Annotated in this window: 12 protein-coding genes; 2 read left to right on the top strand and 10 right to left on the bottom strand. The window is 68.2% G+C overall.

Features of this window, described 5'->3' with window-relative positions:
• Positions 1-28 precede the first annotated feature (28 nt).
• A complete protein-coding gene (locus HWX03_RS01785) occupies positions 29-1,264 on the top strand; it encodes an MFS transporter (RefSeq protein ID WP_175870033.1) in 1,236 nt (411 codons plus the stop codon).
• Positions 1,265-1,393: 129 nt separating this feature from the next.
• Here the strand turns inward: HWX03_RS01785 and HWX03_RS01780 are convergent, their stop codons facing one another.
• From HWX03_RS01780 to HWX03_RS01735, 10 genes are all read right to left on the bottom strand, one after another.
• Positions 1,394-2,560 carry a glycosyltransferase family 4 protein gene (locus HWX03_RS01780; RefSeq protein WP_174433274.1) on the bottom strand — a complete coding sequence of 389 codons (1,167 nt, stop codon included), beginning with the start codon at positions 2,558-2,560 and terminating at the stop codon, positions 1,394-1,396.
• The gene (locus HWX03_RS01775; RefSeq protein ID WP_175870032.1) at positions 2,560-3,744 is read right to left on the bottom strand and encodes a glycosyltransferase family 4 protein; all 1,185 of its coding nucleotides are present in this window, start codon (positions 3,742-3,744) and stop codon (positions 2,560-2,562) included. Before HWX03_RS01775 ends, HWX03_RS01780 begins: the two co-directional genes overlap by 1 nt.
• Positions 3,741-5,207, bottom strand: a complete 1,467-nt coding sequence (locus HWX03_RS01770) for a glucose-6-phosphate isomerase (RefSeq protein WP_175870031.1) — start codon at positions 5,205-5,207, stop codon at positions 3,741-3,743. Before HWX03_RS01770 ends, HWX03_RS01775 begins: the two co-directional genes overlap by 4 nt.
• 10 nt (positions 5,208-5,217) lie before the next feature.
• On the bottom strand, positions 5,218-6,363 hold the full coding sequence (locus HWX03_RS01765; RefSeq protein ID WP_175870030.1) for a glycosyltransferase family 4 protein: 1,146 nt from the start codon (positions 6,361-6,363) through the stop codon (positions 5,218-5,220).
• Between the two features lie 43 nt (positions 6,364-6,406).
• Positions 6,407-7,366, bottom strand: coding sequence for a glycosyltransferase family 2 protein (locus tag HWX03_RS01760; protein WP_175870029.1), 960 nt, complete (start codon positions 7,364-7,366; stop codon positions 6,407-6,409).
• Positions 7,367-7,428: 62 nt separating this feature from the next.
• Positions 7,429-9,654 (bottom strand): polysaccharide biosynthesis tyrosine autokinase, encoded by a 2,226-nt coding sequence (locus HWX03_RS01755; protein WP_175819115.1) that lies wholly within the window; start codon positions 9,652-9,654, stop codon positions 7,429-7,431.
• 50 nt (positions 9,655-9,704) lie between these two features.
• A complete protein-coding gene (locus HWX03_RS01750) occupies positions 9,705-10,883 on the bottom strand; it encodes a polysaccharide biosynthesis/export family protein (RefSeq protein WP_174433268.1) in 1,179 nt (392 codons plus the stop codon).
• Entirely contained in the window at positions 10,877-11,320 is a 444-nt protein-coding gene (locus tag HWX03_RS01745) for a low molecular weight protein-tyrosine-phosphatase (RefSeq protein WP_174387446.1), read from the bottom strand. The genes HWX03_RS01750 and HWX03_RS01745 overlap by 7 nt, the downstream gene beginning before the upstream one ends.
• 30 nt (positions 11,321-11,350) lie before the next feature.
• Positions 11,351-12,763, bottom strand: a complete 1,413-nt coding sequence (locus HWX03_RS01740; protein WP_175819114.1) for a UDP-glucose/GDP-mannose dehydrogenase family protein — start codon at positions 12,761-12,763, stop codon at positions 11,351-11,353.
• Positions 12,764-12,838: 75 nt separating this feature from the next.
• Positions 12,839-14,212 (bottom strand): undecaprenyl-phosphate glucose phosphotransferase, encoded by a 1,374-nt coding sequence (locus HWX03_RS01735; protein ID WP_175819113.1) that lies wholly within the window; start codon positions 14,210-14,212, stop codon positions 12,839-12,841.
• A 431-nt stretch (positions 14,213-14,643) separates the two neighbouring features.
• On the opposite strand from HWX03_RS01735, the gene HWX03_RS01730 reads away from it, so the two are divergent.
• Positions 14,644-16,185 carry a mannose-1-phosphate guanylyltransferase/mannose-6-phosphate isomerase gene (locus HWX03_RS01730; RefSeq protein ID WP_175870028.1) on the top strand — a complete coding sequence of 514 codons (1,542 nt, stop codon included), beginning with the start codon at positions 14,644-14,646 and terminating at the stop codon, positions 16,183-16,185.
• Positions 16,186-16,234 lie beyond the last annotated feature (49 nt).

The following is a 16,234-nucleotide window of genomic DNA, read 5'->3' as shown; positions in this document are numbered from 1 at the left end:
AATTGCAACTACATTGCGTGAGGAAACCATGGAATCGTCCTGCCATTCCGGCACCGTTGCATCGAACGCGCCCACCGGTGCGATCCATCCGGCCGAGGGCGGCCGCCTGTCGTCGGCGCGCGTCGCGCTGCTGGCCGTGTGCTGCGCGGCGAGCGTCGCGAACGTCTACTACGCGCAGCCGCTGCTCGATTCGATCGCGCGGGATTTCGGCATGTCGCAGGCCGCCGTCGGCGGCGTCATCACCGCGACGCAGCTCGGCTGCGCGCTCGCGCTGCTGTTCGTCGTGCCGCTCGGCGACCTGCTGAACCGCAAGCGCCTGATCGCCGTGCAGCTTCTGCTGCTGACCGCGGCCTGCATCGGCGTGGCCGCGGCGTCGACCCGTGTCGCGCTGCTGGCCGGGATGGTCGCGGTCGGGCTGCTCGGCACCGCGATGACGCAAGGGCTGATCGCCTGCTCGGCCGCTCTCGCCGGCGCAGGCGAACGCGGGCGCGTCGTGGGCGCCGCGCAGGGCGGCGTCGTGGTCGGGCTGCTGGCCGCGCGCTCGCTGGCGGGCGTCGTCACCGACATCGCGGGGTGGCGGGCGGTCTATCTCGTGTCGGGCGGGCTCGCGATCGCGATGCTGGTCGTGCTGTCGCGACTGCTGCCCGATACGCACGAACCGCGCGAGCGCATCGGTTACGCGGCGCTGCTGCGCTCGATGGTGTCGCTGCTGCGCGACGAACGCGTGCTGCGCGTGCGCGGCGCGATCGCGCTGCTGATGTTCGCGGCGTTCAGCATCTTCTGGAGCGCGCTCGTGCTGCCGCTGAGCGCGCCGCCGCACGCGATGTCGCACACGCAGATCGGTGCATTCGGCCTCGTCGGTGCGCTGGGTGCGGCGGCCGCCGCCCGCGCGGGCCGGCTCGCGGATCGCGGGCGCGGCGAAGCGACGACCGGCGCCGCACTCGCGCTGCTCGCGTGCTCGTGGCTGCCGCTCGCATTCGGCAATACGTCGATTGCGCTGCTGATCGTCGGCATCGTGCTGCTCGACGTCGGCGGACAGGCCGTGCACGTCGTCAATCAAAGCATGATTCTCGGCGCGCGGCCCGACGCGCATGCGCGCCTCGTCGGCTGCTACATGCTGTTCTATTCGGCCGGCAGCGGGCTCGGCGCGATCGCGGCGACGATGATGTATGCGCGCGCCGGATGGACGGGCGTCTGCGTGCTCGGCGCGGGGGTGAGCGTGGCCGCGCTCGGCGTATGGGGCGCGACGCTGCGGCGCGCGTGATGCGCGCCGGCCATGCGGATCGAACGGGAAAAGCCGGCCCGCCCTCGACGGGCGGCCGGCACGCGAACCGGCCACGCATGCGCGCCGGTCCGGGTTTCGGTGCGGCGCGCGAGGGGCGCGCCGCGGGGTTCAGCCTGCCGCCTGAATCGCCTCTTCGTAGACGCCGGCCACGCGTCGCGCGATCACCGCGTTGTCGAAATGATCGCGCGCATAGCGCTTGCACGCGGCCTCGTCGGGCAGCGCGATCGCGCCCGACAGCACGCCGCCGAGCCCTTCGGCGATCGCGTCCGCGCCCGTCGACGGCAGCACAAGATCGTTCGACAAGCCGGCGACTGCCTCCGGCAGCCCGCCGACCGGCGTGACCAGCACCGGCGTGCCGGACGCCAGCGATTCGACGGTGATCAAGCCGAAGCCCTCGAGCGCGACCGTCGGCACGACGCTGACCGTCGCCGCGCGGTACAGCGCCGCGAGATGGTGGTCGGGCACGAAGCCGAGCAGCTTCACGTTGTCCTGCAGCCCGGCTGCGTCGATGCGCTGCTGCAACTCCTCGCCGATCTTGCCCTTGCCGGCGATCAGCAGCAGTACGTCCGGGTGACGGCGCTTGACGAGGCCGATCGCGTCGATCAGGTCCTCCAGCCCCATGCGCCGCACGAGCCGGCGCACGGCCAGCACGATCGGCCGGTCCTGCGGCAGTTGCAGCTTGTGCCGCGCCTCGGCGGGCGTGAGCGGCGTGTCGAACTGCGCGGTATCGACGCAGCCGGGAATCACGCGCACGCGCGACGGATCGATCCCGTAGCGGTTCGTCAGGATCTGGCCGAACGCCTGCGACAGCACGATCAGCCGCGACGAGCGCGTATAGACGGCCTGCTCGAGATAGCGCTTCGCGCGCTGCCCGAGCGTCGCGGCACCCTCGACCTGGCTTTCGTCGGCCCACGGCCCCTGGAAATGCGACACCTGCGGGATCCCGCGCGTCACGTCGAGGCCCGGGAACGTGTACAGCGCGAAGTGCGACGAAATCACGTCCGGCCGGTCGCTGCGGATCTCGTCGCGCAGCGCGCGCCGCGCGGCGAGCATCCGGCGCGCGAGCGGCTGCGACGCGGGCCCGAAGCCCTGGATCGCCCCGCCCGTGTCGTCGGCGACCTTCGGCGAGCCGGCGACGAGCCCGCGCACCTCGACGCCCGCGCCGGGCAGCGCGCCGACGAGCGAGTAGTACATCCGGTCGAGGCCGCCCGCGCGTTCGGGGAACCAGTGCATGCCGATCTGCAACGATTTGATCGGCCGGGAAGATTGGGACATCACGGTTGCTCCTGCGTGATTGCATGCTCGACCCGCTCGAAGGCGGACGGCTGCGAGGGTTGGCCGATGCGCCGGTAAAGCGCGACGTACTGGGCGCCCATATGCGCCCAGCCGAAACGGGTCATCAGTTCGCGGGCCGCGTCGCCCATCGCGCGACAGGTGTCGCGCGACGCCGCGAGCGAGCCGATCGCCTGCGCGAGCGCGGCCGGATCGTCCGGATCCTCCAGCACGATCCCGCATTCGCGCGTAATGATTTCCGCGCCGCCCGCCGTGCGCGCGGTGACGACCGGCAGCCCGGCCGCCATCGCCTCCAGCAGCGACAGGCTCATCGCTTCGTAGCGCGACGGAAAGACATATGCGTCGACCGAGCGCATCAGCATCGGCATGTTCTTCACGAGCCCGAGGAAATGCACGCGCGCATCGATACCGAGCGCGCGCGCTTCTTCCGGATACGGGCTGCCGGGCAAGTAGCCGGCCACCGCCAGATGCACGTTCGCGGGCAGCTTCGTCAGCGCCTTCAGCACGGTGCCGAGGTTCTTGCGCGGCGTGCGCAGGTCGCCGACGAACAGCAGCAGGAACGCATCGTCCGGCAGCTTGAACGCCGCACGGTCGGCCTGCGCGCCAGCGAACGCGCTGGCGTCGACGCCGTTGTAGATCACGCTGATCTTGCGGCTGTCGATGCCGAGCCCGGCGATCTCGTCGGCCACCTTCTGCGACACGGCGGTGATCGCGCGCGAGCGCTTGTATGCCCAGCGCTCGAGCACGGTATTCACGCGCGTATAGACGTACTGATAGGCCGACCACAGCCCCTTGGTGGGCCCGAACGGATAGTACGGACTCTTGAACCAGCCGCCGTGCACGAAGTGCGCGGTATTCACGTCGGCCTTGATCCACGAAATGAAGCCGTTCACGTGCAGCACGTCGTATTCGCCGCGGTGCGCGCGCAGCCACGCCGCGCTTTTCAGCGCGAACACCTGCTGCTTGACGAGATTCGACGGCCAGAAGCCGCCGACCTTCACCGGCACCCAGCGCACGCGCGGGTCGGCCAGCAGCTCGGGCGCGACATGCGACGCGACCAGCGTGACCTCGTAGTTTTCGGCCAGCGCCGCGCGCGCGATTTCGTAATTGACGCGGCCCTGCCCGTCGTTATGTCGCACGACGTGCGTGACGATCGCGATTCTCAATGGTCGCCTCCCCGTGAACGCGCGGCGGCCAGCAGGCGTTGCGCCTTCTGCCAGTGCGCCGCGGCAAGTATCGAAAAAATGGCTGTGAACATCAGCAGGCCGCCGGTGCCGATCAGCGAGTTCGTGAACACGAGCATCGCGAAGGTCGACAGGCACAGGCTCAGGCACGCGCCGACGAACTTGTCCTTGCGCAGCTTGAACGCCGCGCGCAGCGTGCGGCCGAACAGCATCACGACGCCGGCGAGATACAGCAGCGTGCCGGGCCAGCCGAGCACGAACGGCACGTTCATCACGCCGCTGTCGAAGCTGCCGTACTTGCCGAGCTCGCCGCTGTCGCTCGACAGCTTGGTGGACGCGCCGGTCGCGCCCATCCCTTCGCCGGCGACGTCGGTGAACGCCGTCTGCGCGAAGGTCGCGTAGAACTTGTTGCGGTCGTCGTAGCTGCGGTCGTCCTTCAGGTTCGTGATCGACTGCAGGCGCTGGCCGAGCCGGTCGGCCACCGGCCCGACGGTCAAGAGCGGCACGCACAGCCCGACCAGCACGACGCCGCTGATCAGGATCCGCATCCGCACGCGGTTGCTCGATTGCACGAGCTGGATCGCGAGCGCGATCACCCAGCCGCCCCAGGTCGAGCGCACGAGACACAGCGCGAACGACACGAAGCCGGCCGCGCCCGCGAACCAGCGGATCTTCTGCGGCGCGACCAGCACGAACACCAGCGCGCCCATCATCGCGAACGCGAACGGCCCGGACGAATTCATCGTGCTGAACACCCGCACGCCGTACGGCACCGGCTCGCCCTGCGAGCCCATCTGCGAGCCGACCATCCACAGCACGTCCCACTGCGGCATCACGAAATACTGCACGACGCCGTACACGCCCATCACGAGCATGCCCCACATGAAGGTGGACAGCAGCACGTCGCGGTACTCCGGATAGTTGCGCGCGTTCACCATGATGTGAAAGCCGATCAGGATCGGGTACAGCCAGTTCGCGAGATCGTAGGTCGCGGCCATCACGCCGCTCGACACGATCCCGACCAGGTACGCATACACGAGCCCGAACAGGATCAGCAGCACCGGAATGCCGCGCCGCTGCGCGAGCACGCGGTAATGCCTGACCAGCCCGAAGCTGGCGATCATCGTCACCGCGAGCGGCGCGACCTGGATCAGACTCGTCGGCGTGAACGCGCCCTTCGACCAGTCGGCCAGGCGCCGCACTTCCGGGCTCAGGAACCACACCCACCACATGAAGCCGACATAGCGCGCCGGGCTCTTGAAATACAGCCAGATGCCGACCCCGATGGCCAGCACCGGGAATGCGAGCGTCAGCACCTTGCCCTGGTGGATGGCGATCAGCGCGGCGGTAAACGTCCACAGCCCGGCCTGCCCGGCCCAGTGCTTCGGCTCGGCGAACCAGCTGCGGGCGCGCGACGGCGCGCGTTCGGCGGCAATCGTACTCATCGATCCGCGCTCACTGCGACGAAGGACGCGAATCGGCGAGCGGCATCGCCATGCCGGCCGCCGCGGGCGTGCGGCGCCGGCGCAGCATGTCGCGCGTGATCCGCACGTGCTGCTCGGCGAACGCCTGCGTGGTCAGGTCGCGTTCGCGCAGGCACGCGGCGGCCGCCCGCGCACAGTCGAGCGCCGCCACCGGGTCGGCGATGAAGCGGTCGGCGGCCTGGCGCATCGCCGGCGCGTCGAACGCGGGCACATAGGCGGCCGTATCGTGCGGAAAATAGTCGCTCAGGCCGCCCACGTCGGACACGATCATCGGCTTGCCGACGGCCGCCGCCTCGAGCATCACCGTGATGCCCGACGCGTGGAAATTCGGCCGCAGCGGCACGACGATCACGTCGGCCCATGCGTACAGCTCGTGCTGCTTCGCGAGCCCCGACGCCGGGCCGATCTTCACGTTCGGCGCGTGCCATTCGCGCGGCACGCGGCGGCGCGTCGCGAGCTGCACGTCGTAGCGCGCGTCGCCGCCGAACGCGGCGAGGAACGTGCGCCAGTCGCGGTCGCGGTCGTTGCCGATCGCCGCGATCCGCAGCGGCCGGTTCGGTTGCCATTGCTGCGGCTCGACCGGCGGGAAGTCCTGCGTGTTCAGCCCGTAATAGACGAACTCGACTTCGCGCCCGAGATAGCGGCGGCACAGCTCGGCGTTGTCGCGAGCCAGCGTGGTCAGCGCGTCGGCGCGCGCGAGCAGCTTGCGGTACAGCCAGCGGCGCGGGCCGCCGAAGCTGCCCCACTTGTCGAACAGCCACACGCTCTGCGCGAGCAGCAGCGGGCGCTTGCCCTGCGCGCCGGCGAGCTTGAGGATCAGCGCGGCGGCCAGATGCTCCTGCTCGGTGTGCGTCCAGATCACGTCGGTATCGAGCAGCGCCGCGCGGTTGCGCCACGCATGCACGACGTCGAAGCCGAGCGCCGCCTTCAGCGCGCGACGCGCGAGGCTCGCGACGCGGTTCTCGCCGCCGTCCTGCGAATAGGTCAGCCGGAATTCGTCGGATTCGGCGTGGTGATAGCCATACAGGCAGCCGATGTCGTCGCCTTTCCGGTAGGTACGCGGATCGGCGCCGTAGAACAAATGGACGTGAACTTTCGTTGCAGCCTTCGTGGTCATGCGAGCCCTCCGGGCGTGGCCGCGCGCGATGCGCGCAGGCCGTTCAAGACGTCACCGGCGGCATCGCCGCACGGTGGGGGGCGAGGTTCGTGCGGCGCGCATCGCGTGCGCCGCGGCGCACCGCGCGCCAGTGCGCGAGCACGCGGGCGCGCCGCGCGGTCGGCAGCGACAGCAGCACGTGCGCGAAGCCCGGATAGACGCGCGTGCCGATCAGCGCCCACCACCACCACGCGATCTCGCGCCGTACCGGCGGCAGATGCTCGCGCAGCGTCAGTTGCAGGTTGTACGCGCCGTTGCTGATCGCGTTCAGCGACGCCGCATCACGCCGGTCGTCATCGAAGCGCTCGGCCGGGAAATGATCGACGGCGATCGCCGGGTCGTACAGCAGCGTCCAGCCCGCGCGCTGCACTTCCATGCTGAACGCCATGTCGTTGTGCACCTGCGCGCCGGCGCCGCGCAGCCGCGTGTCGAAGCGCAGCCGTTCGATCGCCGCGCGGCGGTAGCTCATGTTCGCGCCTTTCAGCATGTCGACTTCACGCGCGCCGCCGACGCCGAGGTGATGGTTGCCGATGATCTTGCCGGACAGCGTGAGCTGGCCGACGAGCTCGCGCGACTCGTCGAGCAGGCGGCCCTTCTCGTGCACCCAGTCGCGGCCGCCGACCGCGCCCACGCGAGGGTCGGACAGGAACGCGGCTTCGATGCGCGCGAGCCAGTCGGGGTGCGGCGCCGCATCGTCGTCGGTGATCGCGACGATGTCGCCGTTCACCGAGTCGAGCCCCTTGTTCAGCGCGGCGACCTGCCCGGCCACGTCGACCGGCACGATGCGCAGCGGCAGCGCGCCGCCGACCGCCGGATCGGCGAGCCGTTCGTGCGTGGCGTCGTCCTCCGGGCGCGCGACGACGATCACCTCGTCGGGCAGCCGCTGCTGCCGCTGCAGCGCCAGCAGGCAGCGCGCGAGGTCGGCGGGACGCCGATAGGTCGGAACGAGCACGGAAATTTTCATCGAGGGTTCTCCATTCGGCCGGGCCGATGCGGCGCGCGCCGGCCCGGTTTCGTGCAATGCGATCAAGCGCTCAGGTATTCGTGCACGGCCGCATAGCCGCGGCCGTAGCCGCGCGCCTTCGGCGGCACGCCATTGAAGATCCCGCCTTCCAGGTCGACCCCCGCGGTGCGCAGGCGCTTGATCGCGTCGGCGATCTCGCCTTCGGTATGCATGCCCGAGCGCAGCACGAGGAAGGTCGAGCCGGCCATGCGGCCGATGATGGTCGCGTCGGTCACCGCCAGCACCGGCGGCGAATCGATCAGCACGACGTCGTAGCGCTTGCCGAGCCCTTCGAGGTATTGCGGCAGGCGCGTCGACATCAGCAGCTCCGACGGATTCGGCGGGCGTGTGCCGGCCGCGATGAACGACAGGCCCTGCACCGGCGTCTCGCGCACGGCATCCTCGAGCGGCGACTGATCGCTCAGCAGCTCGGACAGGCCCGGCTGCACGGTGAGGCCGAAGTAGCGGTCGAGCATCCCGCGACGCATGTCGGCGTCGATCAGCAGCACGCGCTTGCCCGAATGCGCGAGCAGCACCGCGAGGTTGACCGTCAGGAAGCTCTTGCCGATGCCCGGCGTCGGGCCGGTCAGCACGATCACGCGATTCTTCGCGTCCATCATCGCGAACTGCATCGCGGTGCGCAGGCTGCGCATGCTTTCGACGCTCAGGTCCTTAGGACGCAGGCTCGCGAGGATCGGCCGCGCGCGGCCGCCGCCCTTCTCCGCCGCCGCGTCGAGCTTCACCTGCTCGGCGCTTTGCGGCACCAGCCCGTACAGCGGCAGGTTGAACGTGCGCTCGATGCGATCCGGATCCTCGATGCCCTGGAACAGGTTACGACGCAGGAACACGACGCCCGTGCCGAGGATCAGCCCGAGGAACACGGCGGCCGACAGGATCAGCACCTTCTTCGGCTTGACCGGCGCGCCCGGACGCAGCGCCGAATCGATGAGGTGGATGTTGCCGCCCGTGCCGGCCTTCTGCACCGACAGCTCCTGCACGCGGTTCAGCAGCAGCACGTAGATGTCCTCGGCGACCTTCGCGTCGCGCTGGAGCTGGACCGCCTTCACTTCGGTCGCCGGCAGGCTGCGGAAGCGGTTGCTGAACTTGTCCTTCTCGCCCTGCAGCTCGGCGAGCTGCTGCTTCGCGGCGATCACCATCGGGTGCGAATCGGTGAAGCGCTGCGCGAGCGACGCGAGCTGCAGGCGCTGCGCGGCGATCTGCTGTTCGTACTGCACGCTGCCTTCGAGGTAGACCTTCGCCTCGTCGCTCGCGTTGATCGAGCCCGACGTGCGCTGGTACTGCGTCAGCGCGGCTTCCGCGCGCTCGAGGTCGGCCTTCAGGCGCGGCTCCTCGCCCTTCAGGAAGTCGAGCATCTTGGTCGCTTCCGCCTGCTTCGCGACCACGTGCTGGTTCAGGTACGACTGCGCGAGCGCGTTCGCGATCGCGGCGGTCTGGTCCGGGTCCTTGCCTTCGAGCGAGATCTGCACGACGCCCGTCTGCTTGCCCTGCTCGGTCACCTGGATGCCGGCCTGGAAGCCGCTGATCGCGTCGAGATCGTTGTAGCGCACCACGGTGAACTGCGTGCCGGGGCGCGCGACGAGCTTCTGCACGAGCAGCGTCACGCCGCCGCCCTGTGCCGATTCGCCGACGCGACCCGCCAGCAGCCGCGTGCCGTTCTCGTCGACCAGCGAATAGGTGCCGTTCGGGCCGGCCGTCAGCGTCAGCTTCTTGCCTTCGAGCGCCGGCACGACGCTGATCGAGTCGACGTCGGCGAGTTCGCCGCCCCATGCATACGACTTCAGGCCGAGCCACGGCCGCGACGGCTCGCCGGGCGTCGCGAGGCGCGCGGCGAGGCTGCCGATCACCGGCAGCGTCTTCGGCGCGACCGAGAAGTTCAGCTTGAACTGCTCGATGACCGGCGCGACGACGCCGCGGCTCTTGATGATCTCGATTTCCGCATCGGTCGGCGCCTGCTGCGGGCCGCTGTTGATCGACGCGCCCGTCTGCGTCTGCGTGAGCGCCTGCGACGTGTTGTCGTTGCCCTCGACCCGCACGTGCACGTCCGCCTGGTAGACCGGCTTCGCGATGAAGCAATAGAGGCCGGCGAACGCGATGACCGTCACCGCGATGCCGAGCAGCAGCCAGATGTCGTCCATGATGACCTGGAGCAACTGGCCGAGGACGAAGTCCTCTTCCTCGGTTTTCGCGGTCAGGTCCGCGTAGGAGTGTTTCGCTTGCGTGTTCACCATTCGTTCCCGCTTGAGTGGTGCCGGGGCGGAGGCGCCGCCCCGGCGGGCTATCAGCGCGTGATTTGCCGCATGTAGAAGATCGTCTGGATCGTCGGCAGCACCTGCTGCAGCACGCGGTTGAACTGCACCGAGCTGGCCGTGCTGACGTAGACGACGTCGAGCGGTTGAAGCGGGAAGCGGCTCGACAGCATCAGCGCATCGGGCTGCGTCATGTCGAGACGGAACACTTCGGGCTTCGTCGGGTTGTCGCGCATCCCGCGCATCACGTAGATCTTGCGCGGGTTCGCGTCGGTGTCGAGAATCCCGCCGCCCGCGGTCAGCGCATCGGCGATGGTCAGCCGGCCCTTGAGCATCGGCACCGTGACCGGCGTCTTGACCTCGCCCATGATGAACACGCGGCTGTCGCTGCGGTCCGGCACGTTGACGATGTCGCCCGGCTGCAGCATCACGTTCTGCTTCACCTCGCCGCGATCGAGCACGCCGTTCGCGTCGAGCGTGTACAGCTTGCCGTCGCGCGTCAGGCGCACGCGCTGCAGGTCGGCCTCGTTGGTCGAGCCGCCGGAGCGCGAGATCGCGTCGACGAGCGTCAGCGGCACGTCGCTCACCGCGAGCGGGCCCGGCTGCTTCACCTCGCCCGTCACCTGCACCTTCTGGCTGCGGAACGACAGCACGCGCACGTCGAGCTGCGGATTCTTCACGTAGCGCGACAGGCTGGACGCCATCTCTTCACGGATCTGCGCGACCGTCTTGCCCGCCACGCGAATGCGGCCGACGAACGGGAAGAAGATCGTGCCGTCGGAGGACACGGTCTGGCCGTACGGATCGGCCTGGCCCGGCAGCGCGGTCGTATACGGCTGCTGCAGCGCGCCCGCGACCGACTGCGTCGTGTTGCCGCCGCTCGAGAACGACTGGCCCTGCGGCGTCGTCAGCTCCGGGTGGTCCCACACGGTGACGCCGAGGATGTCCTGCGGGCCGACGCGATACGTGTACTGCGACGGATCGGTATAGCGCCCGGGCGGCAGCGGATGGTCGACCTGCGCTTTCTGCAGCTGGTCCATCACCACTTTGGCGTCGATGTAATGAACCGGATAGGTCTCGGCCGCTTCCTGCCGGCCTTCGTCCTTCAGGTTCGACGAGTCGAGGTAGTTGCCGGGCGCGGTCGCGCAGGCCGACAGGAAAGTCGTCAGCGCGACAGAGAGCGCCAGCGGGCGCATGGGACGTTTCAGCATAGTTTTTGCAGCCATCCTTGAACCAGACGTTCGATCAATGAGTAGCTCTCGCGATAGTCGGCCTCGGGGCCGCCATGCGGATCCGCGATCTCGGCGTCCTCCCACTTGCCCAGCAGGTGGACCTTGCCGCGCGCAAACGGATCGACCGATTCGACGGCCTTGATCTGATCGCGCTCGCTGACGAGAATCAGGTCGGCGTCGCGCACGATCCGGCGCGACAGCCGCCGCGAGCGGTGGGTCGTCGCATCGACGCCCCGCTCGGCGAGCAGTTGCCGCATCACCGGATCGATGCCGTCGCCGTCGTTCGCGTGCACGCCAGCCGAATGGAACGTCGGACGCGGGCCGCCGCGCGACGCGACGTGCGACTTGAACAGCATTTCCGCCGCCGGGCTGCGGCAGACGTTCGCGTGGCAGACGATCAGGATGTTCCGGAACATGGCGTCTCGTAACGAGTGACGTAAAACGGGTTACGCGCTGGCGCGCGCGGCGCCCGGCACGCGGGCGGCGACGGCCTGGCGCGAGCCCGGCCGGCCGATCGGGTGATACTCGATGCCCTGCTCGCTCATCGTCTCCGGCTCGTACAGGTTGCGGCCGTCGAAGATCACCGGCGTCTTCCACAGGCGGCCGAGCGCGACGAAGTCGGGACTCTTGAACGCCTTCCATTCGGTGACGATCACGAGCGCGTCGGCGTCGCGCGCGGCCTGCGCCTCGTCGTCGACGAAGGTGAGGCGTTCGAGCCAGCTCGGGTGATCGGCGAGATCGAGCGCGATCACGCGGCGCGCTTCCTGCTGCGCGACCGGGTCGTAGGCCGCGACGCGCGCGCCGCGCGACAGCAGCTCGGCGATCAGCTCGCGGCTCGGCGCTTCGCGCATGTCGTCGGTGTTCGGCTTGAACGCGAGGCCCCACAGCGCGAACGTGCGGCCGCTCAAGTCCTCGCCGAAACGCGCGACGATCTTGTCGGCGAGCACGCGCTTTTGCGTCGCGTTGACCGACGACACGGCCTTCAGGATCTGCAGCGACTGGCCGTGCTCGTCGGCCGTGCGGATCAGCGCCTCGACGTCCTTCGGGAAGCACGAGCCGCCGTAGCCGCAGCCGGCGTACAGGAAGTGGTAGCCGATGCGCGGATCGGAGCCGATTCCGCGGCGCACGGCCTCGATGTCCGCGCCGAAGCGGTCGGCGAGGTTCGCCAGCTCGTTCATGAACGAGATGCGCGTCGCGAGCATCGCGTTCGCCGCGTATTTCGTGAACTCGGCCGAGCGCACGTCCATGTACAGCGTGCGTTCGTGATTGCGGTTGAACGGCGCGTAGAGCTTCTTCATCAGCTCGCGGGCGCGCTCGCCCGGCACGTCGTCGTCGCAGCCGATCACGATGCGGTCCGGCCGCGTGAAATCGTCGACGGCCGCGCCTTCCTTCAGGAATTCCGGATTCGACACGACCGAGAACATCTGGTCGCCGCCGCGCTTCGCGAGCTCCTCGGCGACCGCCGCGCGCACGCGCTCGGCCGTGCCGACCGGCACCGTCGACTTGTCGACGATCACCTTGAAACCGGTCATGTAGCGGCCGATGTTGCGCGCCGCCGCGAGCACGTATTGCAGATCGGCAGAGCCGTCCTCGTCGGGCGGCGTGCCGACCGCGATGAACTGCACGTCGCCGTGCGCGACCCCGGCCTCGATGTCGGTCGAGAAGCGCAGGCGGCCGGCCGAGCGGTTGCGCGCGATCACTTCCTTCAGGCCCGGCTCGTGGATCGGCACGCCGCCGTTGTTCAGGACGTCGATCTTTGCCTGGTCGACGTCGAGACAGAACACGTCGTGCCCGATGTCGGCGAGACAGGCGCCGGTGACAAGCCCTACGTAACCGCTGCCGATGATAGTCAGATTCATGATGTGTCGGACCCCTTGACCAATGATTCGAAATTCGGAAAAACCGGAATACCTGCGTGACGCAGCGCGTCGGTGTCAGTACGCGTTGCTGCCGGTGAAGCCTTTCCACAGCGTCAGCACGACGATCTTGATGTCGAGCCAGAACGACCAGTTCTGCATGTAGTACAGGTCGAGCTTCACGCGGCCCATCATCTTCTCGATCTGGTCGGTCTCGCCGCGAAAGCCGTTGATCTGCGCCCACCCGGTGATGCCGGGCTTGATCCGGTAGCGGAACATGTAGCCCTTGACCAGATCCTTGTAGATGTCGTCGTGCGCAAGCGCATGCGGGCGCGGGCCCACCACCGACATCTCGCCCTTCAGCACGTTGATGAACTGCGGCAGCTCGTCGAGGCTCGTGCGGCGCAGGAACCGGCCGACCGGCGTCACGCGCGAGTCGTTCTTGGTTGCCTGCGTGACCTGCCCGGCCACTTCCTGGTGCACCTTCATCGAGCGAAACTTGTAGATCTCGAACTCGTGCCCGTCGATGCCCTTGCGCTTCTGCCGAAAGAACACCGGCCCGCGCGAGGTCAGCTTGATCAGGGCCGCGATCAGCAGCATCACCGGCGCGAGCGCGGTGAGCGCCGCCAGCGCGAACAGCCGGTCGAACACGAACTTCGGCAGGATCCGCACGTCGGTGATCGGCGACGCCGCGAGGTTGATCGCCGGCACGCCGAGCACCTCGACCACTTCCTGGTTGAAGAACGACAGCGTGCGCACGTCCGGGATGAAGCGGATGTTCACGAAGTCGTGGCGGAACACCGTCACGATCTGGTGAATCCGGCGCTCCTCCGTGATCGGCAGCGTGAGCCACAGCTCGCTGATCGCGCGGCTGCGCACCAGCCATACCAGCGATTCGAACTGCCGCTCGATGCGCACGTCGTCGAGCGCGACTTCGCCCGGCGCCTCGCTTTCGTCGTACACGCACACCGGGTTGAAGCCGGCTTCCGGCCGCGCCCGCATCTGCGCGATCAGCCGCCGCGCCGCCGGCGTGCCGCCGACGATCGCGACCGCCTTCAGGTTGTAGCCGCCGCGGCGCAACTGCCGCAGCACGACGTGCACGCAGGCTTTCGAGCCGGCGAGCAGCGCCATCGTCGTGAGCGCCCAGTACCCCAGCCACAGCCGCGACAGGTCGCCCGACTGGTGAAAGCTGAAACTCATCAGGATGCCCGCGAGTTCGACCGCGAGCCACGCGAACGCCACGCGGACCACCAGCCCGACGAGACGCTTGCCGCGCCACGACTGGTAGATGCCGACGGCCGGAAAGAACACGACGACCAGCAGGCAGTCGAACAGCACCGTCGTGCGCTGCAGGTCGTTGAGCCCGATGCTGCCGTCGTGCAGCGCGGCCGCGATCAGCGCGCCCGTCACGACCATCGCGATATCGATGACTCTCGCCAGCACGCTCAACATGTCTGTTTCCTCTTCTTTGAACAGGCGTTTGCCGAACAGCGCCTTGTGCAGCCCGTGCCGCACATTCGATTCAAACGTTGCATGACGCTATTGAACCGACAAGAAAATTCCGCCTCAAGCGCACAAGTATTTCGAAAAATAATCGGAAATTCTTGCCGCGATCTTTTTTAATTAAATCGGCAGGTTTTCCCGAATCGGTCGGGAACGGGGATTTTTTCGGGATCTTTACGCTTTCCGCTCGCCCTTTGCGGGCGGTCATGTCCGGCCGGCGCCCGGAATTATTTTTTATTTTTTTATTGCCGGCCGGTGCTATCGCGGAAAATTCTCCCGGATCAATGCGTAGCGGATATCCGGCATTGGGTCCGGTTTTATTGTCGATTTACTTCATGCTACAACGACAGGCACTGACTTCAACCGTGGAGAGTGTCATCATGAATGCTCCGGCAGTGGTCGCCGAAACGCGCCATTCTTCTTCCGCCGCACCCGCAGCCGGTATGCCCGCAGCCGGCACACGTCTCGCCGTGCAGCCCGTGATTCTCGCTGGCGGTTCCGGCACGCGCCTGTGGCCGATGTCGCGCGAGCGTTTTCCGAAACAGCTGATCGGCCTGCTCGGCGATCATTCGCTGCTGCAGTCCACCGCGCTGCGCCTCGACGGCCTGACGGCCGATCATCCGCTGAACGACGACGTGCTGATCGTCTGCGGCGAGGATCACCGCTTCACGACCGCCGAACAGCTGCGCCTGACGGCCAAGAACGCGACGATCATGCTCGAGCCGCTCGGCCGCGACACCGCGCCCGCGCTGACGCTCGCCGCGCTGCGGCTCGTCGCCGGCGGCAACGACGCGGTGATGACCGTGATGCCGGCCGACCATGCGGTCGCGGACGTGCCGCGCTTTCACGCGGCCGTCGCGGCCGGCGTGCACTGCGCGGCGCAAGGCAAGATCGCGACGATGGGCATCGTGCCGAAGCACGCGGAAACCGGCTACGGCTACATCCGCGTCGGCGCGCCGCTCGGCGACGCCGGAACCGGCCCCCTCGACGTACGCCGCCTCGACCGTTTCGTCGAGAAACCGCACCTCGAACTCGCGCAGCAGTACGTCGCGTCGGGCGAATACTGGTGGAACAGCGGCATCTTCATCGTGCGCGCGTCGGTCTGGCTGAAGGCGATCCAGCAGCTCGAACCCGCGATCTACGCGGCCTGCGAACAGGCCGTCGCGCAGGGCAAGGAAGACGGCGATTTCTTCCGCGTCGATCGCGACGCATTCGCCGCGTCGCCGTCGAATTCGATCGACTACGCGGTGATGGAACCGCTCGCGAGCCTGCCGCAACTGTGCGAAAGCGTCGTCGTGCCGCTCGACGCGGGCTGGTCGGACGTCGGCTCGTGGGACGCGATCTGGCAGATCTCGCCGAAGGATGACACCGGCAACGTCGGCCGCGGCCACGTGCTGTTCGAAGGCGCCGAATCGACGTTCGCGCATTCGGAAAGCCGGCTCGTCGCCTGCGTCGGCACGCAGAACCTGGTCGTCGTCGAAACGCCCGACGCCGTGCTCGTCGCGGATAAATCGCGCGTGCAGGACGTGAAGAAGATCGTCGGGCACATCAAGGCGCGGCAAGGCTCCGAAGCGACCGATCACCGCAAGGTGCATCGTCCGTGGGGCCACTACGACTCGGTCGACACGGGCGAGCGCTTCCAGGTGAAACGCATCGTCGTGAAGCCGGGCGCGCAACTGTCGCTGCAGATGCATCACCACCGCGCCGAACACTGGATCGTCGTGCGCGGCACCGCACGGATCACGCGCGGCGACGAAACGTTCCTGCTGTCCGAAAACGAATCGACGTACATTCCGCTCGGCGTATCGCACCGCCTGGAGAACCCGGGCAAGATGCCGCTCGAACTGATCGAAGTGCAGTCGGGCGCGTATCTCGGCGAGGACGACATCGTCCGCTTCGACGATACCTACGGCAGACAGTAACGCCATGCACCAAAGGGCGCCGCTTCGACAGCGGCGCCCGGGTAAGGCA

This window comes from Burkholderia sp. BCC0397 (assembly GCF_902832865.1).
Lineage (GTDB): Bacteria > Pseudomonadota > Gammaproteobacteria > Burkholderiales > Burkholderiaceae > Burkholderia.
This window is presented reverse-complemented; position numbering and strand designations above follow the sequence as displayed.

What these genes read in the sequence shown, in the direction of transcription:
- HWX03_RS01780 (WP_174433274.1), bottom strand. Translation starts at nt 2,560, where the DNA reads ATGTCCCAATCTTCCCGGCCGATCAAATCGTTGCAGATCGGCATGCAC.
- HWX03_RS01770 (WP_175870031.1), bottom strand. Translation starts at nt 5,207, where the DNA reads ATGAGTACGATTGCCGCCGAACGCGCGCCGTCGCGCGCCCGCAGCTGG.
- HWX03_RS01730 (WP_175870028.1), top strand. Translation starts at nt 14,644, where the DNA reads ATGAATGCTCCGGCAGTGGTCGCCGAAACGCGCCATTCTTCTTCCGCC.
- HWX03_RS01755 (WP_175819115.1), bottom strand. Translation starts at nt 9,654, where the DNA reads ATGGTGAACACGCAAGCGAAACACTCCTACGCGGACCTGACCGCGAAA.
- HWX03_RS01735 (WP_175819113.1), bottom strand. Translation starts at nt 14,212, where the DNA reads ATGTTGAGCGTGCTGGCGAGAGTCATCGATATCGCGATGGTCGTGACG.
- HWX03_RS01785 (WP_175870033.1), top strand. Translation starts at nt 29, where the DNA reads ATGGAATCGTCCTGCCATTCCGGCACCGTTGCATCGAACGCGCCCACC.
- HWX03_RS01765 (WP_175870030.1), bottom strand. Translation starts at nt 6,363, where the DNA reads ATGACCACGAAGGCTGCAACGAAAGTTCACGTCCATTTGTTCTACGGC.
- HWX03_RS01745 (WP_174387446.1), bottom strand. Translation starts at nt 11,320, where the DNA reads ATGTTCCGGAACATCCTGATCGTCTGCCACGCGAACGTCTGCCGCAGC.
- HWX03_RS01760 (WP_175870029.1), bottom strand. Translation starts at nt 7,366, where the DNA reads ATGAAAATTTCCGTGCTCGTTCCGACCTATCGGCGTCCCGCCGACCTC.
- HWX03_RS01750 (WP_174433268.1), bottom strand. Translation starts at nt 10,883, where the DNA reads ATGCTGAAACGTCCCATGCGCCCGCTGGCGCTCTCTGTCGCGCTGACG.
- HWX03_RS01740 (WP_175819114.1), bottom strand. Translation starts at nt 12,763, where the DNA reads ATGAATCTGACTATCATCGGCAGCGGTTACGTAGGGCTTGTCACCGGC.